This is a genomic window from Aeromonas sp. MaB10011B (assembly GCF_017939325.1).
Lineage (GTDB): Bacteria > Pseudomonadota > Gammaproteobacteria > Enterobacterales > Aeromonadaceae > Aeromonas > Aeromonas caviae.
This window is the reverse complement of record NZ_JAGKRK010000014.1, coordinates 56,088-67,368: the sequence shown is the minus strand read 5'-3', so window position 1 is coordinate 67,368 and position 11,281 is coordinate 56,088. Positions and strand designations below refer to the sequence as shown.

Annotated in this window: 9 protein-coding genes and 1 pseudogene; 9 read left to right on the top strand and 1 reads right to left on the bottom strand. The window is 61.2% G+C overall.

Translation table 11 applies throughout. From position 1 onward, the window contains the following. Positions 1-108 precede the first annotated feature (108 nt). The 9 genes and pseudogenes from J9893_RS06680 to J9893_RS06640 all read left to right on the top strand — a co-directional run. Positions 109-831, top strand: a pseudogene (locus tag J9893_RS06680) (HD domain-containing phosphohydrolase); the annotation flags it as partial. Positions 832-1,183: 352 nt separating this feature from the next. Further along, positions 1,184-2,875: a sensor histidine kinase gene (locus tag J9893_RS06675; RefSeq protein ID WP_041212838.1), complete on the top strand. Its 1,692-nt coding sequence runs from the start codon at positions 1,184-1,186 to the stop codon at positions 2,873-2,875. Continuing rightward, positions 2,872-3,576, top strand: a complete 705-nt coding sequence (gene btsR, locus J9893_RS06670) for a two-component system response regulator BtsR (RefSeq protein WP_010674324.1) — start codon at positions 2,872-2,874, stop codon at positions 3,574-3,576. Before J9893_RS06675 ends, btsR begins: the two co-directional genes overlap by 4 nt. 144 nt (positions 3,577-3,720) lie before the next feature. Then, positions 3,721-5,142, top strand: coding sequence for a carbon starvation protein A (locus tag J9893_RS06665; RefSeq protein ID WP_151027624.1), 1,422 nt, complete (start codon positions 3,721-3,723; stop codon positions 5,140-5,142). 288 nt (positions 5,143-5,430) lie between these two features. Further along, positions 5,431-5,769 (top strand): DUF3302 domain-containing protein, encoded by a 339-nt coding sequence (locus tag J9893_RS06660; protein ID WP_151027623.1) that lies wholly within the window; start codon positions 5,431-5,433, stop codon positions 5,767-5,769. Positions 5,770-5,772: 3 nt separating this feature from the next. Further along, complete coding sequence (locus J9893_RS06655; protein ID WP_210600133.1) at positions 5,773-6,810, top strand: HlyD family secretion protein; 1,038 nt, start codon at positions 5,773-5,775, stop codon at positions 6,808-6,810. 112 nt (positions 6,811-6,922) lie between these two features. Then, a complete protein-coding gene (locus J9893_RS06650) occupies positions 6,923-8,683 on the top strand; it encodes a DEAD/DEAH box helicase (protein WP_201984340.1) in 1,761 nt (586 codons plus the stop codon). An 87-nt stretch (positions 8,684-8,770) separates the two neighbouring features. Next, a complete protein-coding gene (gene dacB / locus J9893_RS06645) occupies positions 8,771-10,204 on the top strand; it encodes a D-alanyl-D-alanine carboxypeptidase/D-alanyl-D-alanine-endopeptidase (protein ID WP_202043900.1) in 1,434 nt (477 codons plus the stop codon). Between the two features lie 211 nt (positions 10,205-10,415). Then, entirely contained in the window at positions 10,416-10,673 is a 258-nt protein-coding gene (locus J9893_RS06640; protein ID WP_010674029.1) for a GrxA family glutaredoxin, read from the top strand. 59 nt (positions 10,674-10,732) lie between these two features. On the opposite strand, the gene J9893_RS06635 is transcribed toward J9893_RS06640, so the two are convergent. Continuing rightward, positions 10,733-10,942, bottom strand: a complete 210-nt coding sequence (locus J9893_RS06635) for a DUF1653 domain-containing protein (protein WP_010674028.1) — start codon at positions 10,940-10,942, stop codon at positions 10,733-10,735. Positions 10,943-11,281: the final 339 nt, after the last annotated feature.

Sequence of the window (11,281 nt, the reverse complement as noted above, 5' to 3'; positions counted from 1 at the left end):
CGGCGACCAAACCAAGGTGATCGAGGTTACGGATCGAGATAGCGGGTGCGGCCATGATGATCTACCTGCAAAAGAGAGTAATAGATCAGAACGGCCGATCGCCGTCAAGCACTGAAAATAGCAAAATCAGGTGCGGAATGACGGATGAATCCCGTCGAGATCGAGGAGACCGGTCTGGCGGGCCTGATCCACGACATCGGCGAGCTCAGGATCCCGAGCCAGATCATCCAGAAGCGGGGGGAGCTCAGCAAGGCGGAGCAGAATTTCCTCAACATGCACCCCCAGTACGGACTGGTGATGCTCACCCAGTTGCAGGCTTTCGAACCCAGGATCCGTGAGGTCGCCTACCTGCATCACGAACGCCTCGATGGCAGCGGTTTTCCCCTCGGGATCAAGGGCGACAAGATCCCCCCCCTCGCCCGCCTCATCGGGCTGGTGGATCACTATGACGAGCTGCTTCACCCGCGCAGCGGCCTCAACCCGCCGGGGCCCAGCCAGGTGATCGGCCAGCTCTACAAGCTCTCCCAGAAGAAGTTCGAGCAAACCCAGGTCAGGTTGCTGATAAAGGTGCTGGGGGTCTATCCACCGGGTTCCCTGGTGCGCCTGGATGACGATGCCCTGGCCCTGGTGCTCTCCACCGAGCCCAGCATGCCCCTCAGACCCAAGGTGCTGCCCTACCTCAAGGGGCAGCGGCCGGAAGGAGTGGCCATGATCGATCTGCGGGAAGATGCGCGAAGCATCGTCGCCACCCTCAGACAGGAAGAGCTGGACGACGCGCAACGCGCTTTTTTCGGTCTGGGTCGGCGGGTCTGTTACTATTTCGCCTTCTGAGTTATCCCCAGAAGCTGGGGATAACTCATTGGACAAACCTGAATAATTGCTCAGGTCCCCTCGAAATCGTCCACCATTGGAGCTGGATAAAAAACGCCCAGCCGATGGCCGGGCGGAGCATGCCACCTCCGTGTGGCGTATCCGGTGGATACCTTCATGCTCGCATCAGCAATATCAAGCGGGCATCGATTACACAAATATCAATTTAACGTGCTGATTTTATATGGTTTTATTTTTCCATTCTGGCAAACTGCCGCAGCGTTCAGCCCGCAGCCCGCATCAAGACGGGCTCAGGCTCACCCTGCGTCATGACAACGCCCGGCTCCGGCGTGGTGTTTGAGGAAGCTTTTTTATGCAACTAGTCCTCTCTCTGCTCCAGCAGATGAGCGTCAGCCTGGTCATCGCCTACCTTTTTTCCAAAAGCCCCCTGTTGCGTCCCCTGGCCAACTACTCCGTCAGGCTGCCCCACAAGGTGCTCATCTATGTCATCTTCTCCTGCTTTTGCATCCTGGGAACCTATGTGGGCCTCGACATCGATGACGCCATCGCCAACACCCGGGCGGTCGGTGCCGTACTGGGGGGACTGCTGGGCGGCCCCCTGGTGGGATTCCTGGTGGGGCTGACCGGCGGCCTGCACCGCTATACTCTGGGGGGGTTCACCGATCTCGCCTGCGCCATCTCCACCACCTGCGAGGGGCTGTTGGGGGGGCTGGTGCACTGGCGGCTGATGCGGGCAGGCAGGGTCAATGACCTCTTTGCACCCAGGGTCGCCTTCTTTACCACCTTCGTGGCCGAGATCATGCAGATGGTGATCATCCTGCTGGTCGCCACCCCCTTCGACAAGTCCCTGCTGCTGGTGCGCACCATCGCCACCCCCATGATCCTCGCCAACTCCTGCGGGGCGGCGCTCTTCATCAGCATGATCCGCGACCAGCAGCGGATGTACGAAAAGTTCTCCCGGGTCTTCTCCGCCAAGGCGCTCACCATCGCCAACCGCACCGTCGGCATCATGAGCCAGGGGTTCACTCCGGAGGCCAGCGGCAAGATAGCCCATATCGTTCAGGAAGAGACCGGCGTCGGCGCCGTCGCCATCACGGACACCGACAAGATCCTCGCCTTCATCGGCACCGGAGAAGATCACCACAAGCCGGGTACCCCCATCACCTCGGCGATCACCCTGCAAGCCATCGCCCAGAACAAGGTGCTGTTCGCCGATGGCAACAGCCAGCCCTATCGTTGCAGCATCTCCCCCCAGTGCCAGCTCGGCTCCGTGCTGGTGATCCCCCTGCAGGGTGACGAGGGGGTGATCGGCACCATCAAGCTCTATGAGCCCAAGAAGCGGCTCTTCCTCAAGATCAATCACACCCTGGGAGAAGGGATCGCCAACCTGTTGTCCCAGCAGTTGCTGGCAGGCCGCCTGGAGCAGCAGCAGCGCCTGCTGGTGCAATCCGAGCTCAAGCTGGTGCAGGCACAGATAAACCCCCACTTCCTGTTCAACACCCTCAACACCATCAGCGCCATTACCCGCCGCGATCCGGGACGGGCACGGGAGCTGCTGCTGCACCTCTCCCGCTTCTTTCGCAACAACCTCAAGCGCCAGAGCGGCCTGACCACGCTGCGTGAGGAGCAGGAGCACTGCCTCTCCTACCTGGAGATAGAGCAGGCCCGCTTTGGCGAGCGGCTCACCGTCATCAACGAGATCCCGCCCCACCTTGCCGAGGTGCAACTGCCGAGCTTCACCCTGCAGCCCCTCATCGAGAATGCCATCAAGCACGGCATCTGCTCCCTGCTGGGAGAGGGGCGACTTCGCCTCTTCGCGAGGGAAACCCCCGAGGCGATCACCCTTTGCGTCGAAGACAACGCCGGGGCCTGGCAGCCATCCGGCCAGGGGGATGGTCTGGGGATGAGCCTGGTGGACAAGCGCCTCAAGAGCGCCTTTGGCGAGCGCTATGGCATTGACGTCCAGTGGGAGCCGGAGCAATGGACCCGGGTCTCCCTGACACTCCCACGACAACCCCGCACCACCGCCAAGGAGATGACATGATCCGCACCCTGATCGTCGATGACGAGCCCTATGCCCGCGAGGAGCTGGCAGAGCTGCTGGCCAGCGATCCCGACATCGAGATCCTGGGCATGGCGGGCAACGCCATCGAGGCGCTCGGCCTCATCCAGCAACTCAAGCCGGATGTGGTGTTTCTCGATATCCAGATGCCCAAACTCAGCGGCATGGAGCTGGTGGCCATGCTCGATCCCCTGCCCCGCATCGTCTTTGTCACCGCGTTCGACGACTACGCCATCCAGGCGTTCGAGGAGAACGCCTTCGACTACCTGCTCAAGCCGGTGGAGCCGGCGCGCCTCGCCAAGACCCTGGCGCGGCTCAGGCAGGACATCACCCCGCAACCGGTCGGGACCCTGGCCCCGACCATCCACCATATCCCCGGATACCTGCACAACCGGGTGCGGCTGCTCCCAACCTCCCAGGTGGAGTACGCCTTCTCCGATCTCGGCGGCGTCCATGTCGCCTGCCAGGGCGAGCTGTTTCACACCCAGCTCACCCTCAAGTCCCTCGAGGAGAAGACCCCGCTGCTGCGCTGTCACCGCCAGTATCTGGTGGCCCCGGCCGCCATCTTCGAAATCCGTTTGCTGGAGAATCAACTGGCGGAGATCGTGACCCCGAGCGGGGCCCGGGTACCGGTCAGCCGCCGCTACCTCAAGGAGCTAAAAGACGAGCTGGGACTGGAATAAAGCGGGGCGCGATGTGCGCCGGATCACAGCGGGCAACCACTCGGGTCGCCATGTCGCCGCTCACCCCCTTTCACCTGCCGTTAACAGAAGTCCCCACCTACACTGGCTGCGCACACCAAAAAATAACAAAGCAGGAGCGTAGCAATGATCTGGTTCTTCCTCTGTGTCGGCTTGTTGATAGCCGGCTACTTCATATACGGCAAATTCATCGAACGGATATTCGGGCCCAAACCCGAGTTGAAGACCCCCGCCATCACCATGGCGGACGGGGTGGACTATGTCCCCATGTCGGACAAGAAGGTCTACCTGGTTCAACTGCTCAACATCGCCGGCGTCGGCCCCATCTTCGGCCCCATCCTGGGTGCCCTCTATGGTCCGGTCGCCATGCTCTGGATCGTCTTTGGCTGCATCTTCGCCGGTGCGGTCCACGACTATTTCTCCGGCATGCTGTCGGTACGCGCCAGGGGCGCCTCGGTGCCGACCGTGGTCGGTGAGCACCTGGGCACCGCCGCCAAGCACTTCATGAACCTCTTTGCCGTGGTGCTCCTGATGCTGGTGGGCGTGGTCTTCGTCCTGAGCCCGGCGGGCCTGCTCGCCAACCTCACCTCCACCGATCTGGTCTACTGGATTGCGGCCATCTTCGCCTACTACATCCTCGCGACCATCGTCCCCATCGACAAGATCATCGGCCGCTTCTACCCCATCTTCGGTGCGCTGCTGGTCTTCATGTCGGTCGGCCTCATCATCGGCCTCATCGTCTCCGGCAAGGGCTTCTACAACACCGGGATGGACTTCTCCAACCTGCACCCGACGGATCTGCCGCTCTGGCCGCTGCTGTTCATCACCATCGCCTGTGGTGCGGTCTCCGGTTTCCACGCCACCCAGTCCCCGCTGATGGCGCGCTGCATGCAGAACGAGAGCTCCGGTCGCTTCATCTTCTACGGGGCCATGATTGGGGAAGGCATCATCGCCCTCATCTGGTGCACCCTGGGTCTCTCCTTCTACGACAGCACCGAGGCACTCAACGCCACCCTGGCCAGCGGCGGCCCCTCTGCCGTGGTGCACGAAGTCTCCACCAGCCTGCTCGGTACCGTGGGCGGCATCCTGGCGATCCTCGGCGTGGTGATCCTGCCCATCACCTCCGGTGACACCGCGTTTCGCAGCGCCCGCCTCATCGTGGCGGACTTCCTGAACCTGACCCAGAAGCCCATGGCCAAGCGTCTGCTCATCGCCATCCCCATGTTCATCCTTGGCTTCATCATCTCCAAGGCAGAGTTCGGGGTGATCTGGCGCTACTTCGGCTGGGCCAACCAGACCACCGCCGTCATCATGCTGTGGGCTGCGGCCGCCTACCTCATCAAGGAAGGCAAGCTGCACTGGGTATGCACCATTCCCGCCATCTTCATGACCGCAGTGGTCATCACCTACCTGGCCAACGCCCCCATCGGTTTCGGCCTCGAGATGAATGTTTCCACCATCATCGGTCTGGTGAGCACCGCCCTCATCACCCTCGCCTTCCTGGTGAAATTCAGGCCCGCGCTGACCAACAAGCCCAGCGAAAGTTAATCCACGCCAACCATGTCAAAAAAGGAGCCGTCAAGGCTCCTTTTTTTGCTGAACATTTCCCTTCAGCAATGCCATACTCCCAGCGTAAGTCCTTGTCATGGATACGACTTTACGGACTTGCCCCCAATAACATCAGCGTCTGTTTTGGCGACTTGGAAACCACTTAAGCTTCAGTACAACAAAACAACTTAAGATTTCGGGCCCGACAGGAGGGAAATCAGGTGGCTGACTGCCTTGCAGAACCCTGTTCCCAATGACAATGCGTGCGTCAAGCCAGCGGAGGCATAAATGGCACTCGATTATTTTGCTCTTGGTCTGCTTTTTTTTGTGGGTTTGGTCATTTTTTATGGGGTCATCGTCATTCACGACATTCCCTATGAAATAGCCAAGCATCGTCAGCACCCCCATCAGGACGCCATTCACGTGGCCGGCTGGGTCAGTCTGTTCACCCTGCACGTGCTGTGGCCCTTCCTCTGGATCTGGGCCACGATTTATCGCCCCGATCGCGGCTGGGGCTTCAACCAGCGGCTGCAGCAGGATGAAGATGATATCCAGCAGCTCAAACAGGAGCTGGCCGACCTCAAGGCCCGCCTCAGTACCATCGAACAGACCGAGCAACAGGGATAAATCATGGACCTGCTACTGATCCTGACCTACACGGCCGTCTGCGTGGCCATCTTCAAAATCTTCCGTATCCCGCTCAACAAGTGGACCGTGCCTACCGCAGCGCTGGGTGGCGTGCTGCTCATTGGCACCCTGATCATGCTGATGAACTACAACCACCCCTATTCCGAGATGGCGCGCAACTACTATGTCTCCACCCCGATCGTGCCGCTGGTCAAGGGCCGGGTAATCGAGGTGCCGGTACAGGCTAACCAACCGGTGAAGAAGGGCGATGTGCTGTTTCGCCTGGATGCCGCCCCCTTCCAGTTGAGGGCGGACAGCCTGACGGCGCGGGTTGAATCCAACCGCAACCACCTCAGGTCCATCGAGGCCAGGCTGCGCTCCGCCAAGCTCGACCGGGATCGCGCCAGCGACCTGATGCGCCGCGGCGTCGGCAAGCAGCGTGACCTCGATGTCACCCAGGCCAACGTGGACGACATCGTGGCCCAGATCGAGCAACAACAGGCGACACTGGAAGATCTGCAGGCCCAGCTCGACGAGGCCAGGTACCAGGTCGAGCAGACCGTGGTCTATGCTCCGAGCGACGGCCACGTGGTGCAGCTGGCCCTGCGCCCCGGCATGATCGCCACCCCGTTCATGTATCGTCCGGTGATGACCTTCATCCACAAAGACGAGACCGCCTATGTTGGCTGGTTCTGGCAAAACAGCATGCAGCGCCTGGCGGTGGGCGATGAGGCCGAAGTGGTGATCGACGGCATCCCCGGCAAGATCTTCCAGGGCAAGGTTACCGCCGTGATCCCGGCCATCGCCGCAGGCAATGTGCAGGCCAACGCCGGTTTGCTGGATCAGACCAGTGCCGTGCGACCGGGTCGCCTGCCGGTGCTCATCTCCATCACCGACCCCGAGTGGGCCAAGTATCAGGTGATCGCCGGGGCCAGCGGCCAGGCCGCCATCTACACCAAGCACTTTCACCATGTCTCGGTGATGCGCAAGGTGCTGCTGCGCATGGCCAGCTGGATGAACTACGTCTTCCCCTTCCACTAAGCGAAGACATTATTGCCAGCGGCCGGCACCATGCCGGCCCGCTGTTTTTTGGTGCCAGGATCCCTATAATGGCGCCATCCTGCACCACCCCATATCGATACCCCAAGCCTGCATGTTCGTTCTCAGACCCTATCAGACCGACGCGGTCAACGCCGTCATCAGCCACTTTCGCAAACACCCGGATCCCGCCGTGGTGGTGCTGCCCACCGGGGCCGGGAAGAGCCTGGTGATCGCCGAACTGGCCCGCAAGGCCCGTGGCCGGGTGCTGGTGCTGGCTCACGTCAAGGAGCTGGTGGAGCAGAACCACGCCAAGTACGAAGCCTGGGGACTCCGGGCCGACATCTTTGCGGCCGGGCTCGCACGCAAGGAGGCGAGCGCCCAGGTGGTGTTTGGCTCGGTGCAGTCGGTGGCGCGCAATCTGGATGCCTTCGACGGGGCTTTTTCGCTGCTCATCATCGACGAGTGCCACCGGGTCTCGCTCGATGACGACAGTCAGTACCATCAGGTGATAGACCACCTCAAGGCCGCCAATCCGGCCCTCAAGATCCTCGGTCTCACCGCCACCCCCTATCGACTCGGGCTGGGCTGGATCTACCGGCGCCACTACCACGGCATGGTCAAGAGCCACGGCGAGCGGCTCTTTGGTGACTGCGTGTTCGAACTGCCCCTGCGCTTCATGGTGAAAAACGGCTACCTGACCCCGCCGCGCCTGGTGGACGCCCCCATCGTCCACTACGACTTCAGCAAGCTGGTGCCGCGGGAGAACGGCCTGTTCAGCGAGGCGCAGCTCAACGGCGAGATCAAGCGCCAGGAGCGGGTCACCCCCCATATCCTGAGCCAGGTGCTGGAGTATGCGGCCGACCGGCAGGGGGTGATGATCTTCGCCGCCACAGTCGAGCATGCCCGGGAAATTCATGGCCTGATCGGTGCCAGAGGCCAGCAGGCCGCCCTCGTCACCGGCGAGACGCCGGGATCGGAGCGCGACGCTCTAATCAGTGCCTTCAAGGCGCGCGAGCTCAAGTTTCTGGTCAACGTAGCGGTGCTCACCACCGGTTTTGATGCCCCCCACGTCGACCTTATCGTGATGCTGCGTCCCACCGAATCGGTGTCGCTCTATCAGCAGATTGTGGGACGGGGCCTGCGCCTCTCACCCGGCAAGAGCGATTGCCTGGTGCTCGACTACGCAGGCAACAACTTCAACCTGTTTGCCCCCGAAGTGGGGGAGCCCAGGCCCCACGCCGGCACCGAGCCGGTTCAGGTGCCCTGCCCCGCCTGCGGCTTTGCCAACACCTTCTGGGGCAAGACCGACGAGGATGGCAAGGTGATCGAGCACTATGGCCGCCGCTGTCAGGGACTGTTTGAAGATGACGAGGGCAACCGCGAGGAGTGCGACTACCGCTTTCGCGCCAAGATCTGCCCCGGTTGCGGCGCTGAAAACGACATCGCCGCCCGTCGCTGCCAAAGCTGTGACCAGCTGCTGGTGGACCCTGACGACAAGCTCAAGGAAGCCCTCAATCTCAAGGACTGCATGGTGATCCGCTGCGCCGGTTTGACCCTGAGTGCCGGGCGCGGCAAGCAGGGGGAGCGGCTGGAGGTGACCTACCACGACGAGGATGGCCTGACCCTGACAGAGTACTTCCCCTTTCACTCCCGGGGTGCACAGCGCTTGTTTCAACAACGCTTTGTGCGTCATCATTGGCCCGCCCCGGGCCTGGAGCCCGAATTCACGACCCTGGCGAGCGTGATGCTCGCGGCAAACCAGTTCCGTCACCCGGATTTCGTCATCGCCCGCAAGTCGGGACGCTTCTGGCAGGTGAAGGAAAAAATATTCGATTACGAGGGGCGTTACCGGACTGCCAACGCCCCGGCCTGACCCCATGGCAGGCGATACCCGGCAGTCACCCGGTTTGATTATCGGGGCGGTTTCTGATGCCGCCCTTTCGTTCAGTTAGAGGATCCTATGCAGCGGCTGTTGATTGGTTTTTGTGCTCTCTTTTCTCTGGCGGTCCACGCCGCCCCGCTGACCCCGCCCAAGGGGGGCCAGTACGCCGTCATCGTACAGGGCAACAACGGGGTGGAATTTGCCCGTCACGCCGATGACATGATAGCCCCCGCCTCCACCATGAAGGTGCTCACCGCGCTCGCCGCCCGCCTCGAACTCGGTGCCGACTTCCGCTTCGCCACCGACATCCAGGCACAGCCCGGCGCCAAACAGGGCACCACCATCAACGGCGACATCTGGATCAACTTCGTGGGCGACCCCACACTGTCGCGCATGGATCTGGTCGCCCTGTTCAAACAGCTAGGCGTCACCCGCGTTCAGGGCAACGTCTATGTCAACACCGGTGCCTACAACGGCTATGAGCGTGGCAACGGCTGGTCCTGGGGGGATCAGACCCTCTGTTTCGCCGCTCCCGTCTCCTCGGTCATCATCGACAAGAACTGCGCCTACGGCACCATCACCGCCACCCAGATTGGCAAGCCTGCGGTGGGCAACGTGGCCACCGGTGTGCCCATCGGCATCGGCGCCGACAACGTGGAGGTGATGAGCTATGGCGACATGGCGCGCCAGTTCTGCGCTCTGGAAGTGGACATGGCCAAGGGCAACTTCTACGAGCTCAAGGGCTGCATCACCCCGAACAAGGAGCCACAAGGGCTGCGCTTTGCCATCCATGACGTGGAGGCCTGGGGCTGGGACAACATCCGCTGGGCCATGAACCGCGCCGGGATCAGCCACGACGGCCTGCTGCGGGTCACCCATCAGGCCCCTGTCGGTGCCCAGACCCTGGCGACCCACTACTCTGTCTCCCTGCCGGTGATGCTCGCCAAGATGTTGAAAAAGTCCGACAACCTCTACGCCGATACCTTCCTCAAAACCGTGGGGCGTCACTACTACAACAAGCCGGGCAGCTATCGCAGCGGCACCATGGCGGTGCGCGCCATCCTGACCAAGCACGGCATCGATCTTGGCAACGCCACCCTGGCTGACGGCTCCGGCCTCTCCGCCCACAATCTCATCAGCGCGCGCCAGATGTTGTCGGTGCTTAACTTCATCCAGAAGAACGATGCCGAGCTCGACTTCATCAAGCTGCTGCCAAGCTCCCAGGTGGACGGCACCCTGGCCTGGCGACGCAGCGTCACCGCTCCCATGATGAAGAACAAGGTGCACGCCAAGACCGGTACCATCACAGGTACGTCGAACCTCGCCGGTTTCATCGACACCGCCGGTGGCCAGCGCAAGGCCTTCGTGATGTTCCAGCGCGGTCTCTCCCAGGATCCGGCGACCCACGAGCGCTACCGCGCCAGCAAGGCGCCCTGGCCCTGGACCGTCTTCGAAAAAGGCGTGCTGGAGAGCATCTACCAGCAGCAACCCATCCAGATCGTCGAGCAGTGATAGACGGGCTGCCTTGCCGGCAAGGCGGCCCGATTCCCCGGCCTTGGGGCGAAACAGGGACGCTGGCGCCGTCATCAGCAGTGGGCGCAATCGGAGATGGCGAACGTAAGCATCGCTATTTTCAGCTTTGACTGACAGGGCGCCAGGGCTATGCTGTGCCCAGCCTCATCTCAATGGCCTTCTTCAACGGCTTGTTTAATGGAGAGAAAAGATGTTTGTAGAGATTTTTGGTCGTCCCGGTTGCCCCTATTGCGTGCGTGCCAAGCAGATTGCCGAGCAACTGACCGAGGAGCGCGATGACTTCGAGTTCCGCTACGTGGATATCAACGTGGCCGGGCTGACCAAGGACGATCTCGCCGCCAAGGCGGGCAAGCCGGTCACCACTGTGCCGCAGATCTTCCTGGATGAGCAGCACATCGGCGGCTGCACCGATTTTGAGGCCTATGCCAGAGCCAATCTGGGTCTGTAAGCCCCGACACCATGAAAAAAGGCGCCTCTGGCGCCTTTTTTCATGTCGCCAAGCCTGCCTCAGGCCACCGGCGTGAAGCGGCTCACCACCTGTCCCTGATGTTCAATCCACTCCATGAACATGGCGACGGGGCGGGCATAGACCTGACCATCCTGTTCGGATTGATAGATCACCAGCTGCTCCTGGGTTTCGGTGTGCAAAGCCAGGGCCAGAACCTGGTAATAGCCCCCCTTGAAATGGCGGTAGCGACCGGTGGCGGGTGCCTGCATGAGTGAACCTCGAGAGCGGGAAGATGAGCCCCGTGCCTGCGTGCTCCCCTGGCAGACCGACGGGTCGGGGCCTTTTTTACCCCAGCCAATCGTGCCAGATGGGGGAGATATTTCAATACACTCATGTTGCTTTATGAATCTGCTCCTCATCTTTCACTGATCTACCAAAGAGAGGCAAACGATCATGCTGAATTTAACATTTCAACAACCCTGTTTCAGGGGTAAATATCAGGGATTTATTCCATAAATTAGATTGTTCTAGCATTCAATTCTGTGAAGAATAGGGGCAGAGAAATTTGATACTAAAAACAGCTTTTCTGCCAACGCGCCCCACGGGGA

Coding starts and splice junctions, on each gene's coding strand:
- J9893_RS06660 (WP_151027623.1), top strand. CDS start 5,431: ATGGCACTCGATTATTTTGCTCTTGGTCTGCTTTTTTTTGTGGGTTTG.
- J9893_RS06655 (WP_210600133.1), top strand. CDS start 5,773: ATGGACCTGCTACTGATCCTGACCTACACGGCCGTCTGCGTGGCCATC.
- dacB (WP_202043900.1), top strand. CDS start 8,771: ATGCAGCGGCTGTTGATTGGTTTTTGTGCTCTCTTTTCTCTGGCGGTC.
- btsR (WP_010674324.1), top strand. CDS start 2,872: ATGATCCGCACCCTGATCGTCGATGACGAGCCCTATGCCCGCGAGGAG.
- J9893_RS06635 (WP_010674028.1), bottom strand. CDS start 10,942: ATGCAGGCACCCGCCACCGGTCGCTACCGCCATTTCAAGGGGGGCTAT.
- J9893_RS06675 (WP_041212838.1), top strand. CDS start 1,184: ATGCAACTAGTCCTCTCTCTGCTCCAGCAGATGAGCGTCAGCCTGGTC.
- J9893_RS06640 (WP_010674029.1), top strand. CDS start 10,416: ATGTTTGTAGAGATTTTTGGTCGTCCCGGTTGCCCCTATTGCGTGCGT.
- J9893_RS06665 (WP_151027624.1), top strand. CDS start 3,721: ATGATCTGGTTCTTCCTCTGTGTCGGCTTGTTGATAGCCGGCTACTTC.
- J9893_RS06650 (WP_201984340.1), top strand. CDS start 6,923: ATGTTCGTTCTCAGACCCTATCAGACCGACGCGGTCAACGCCGTCATC.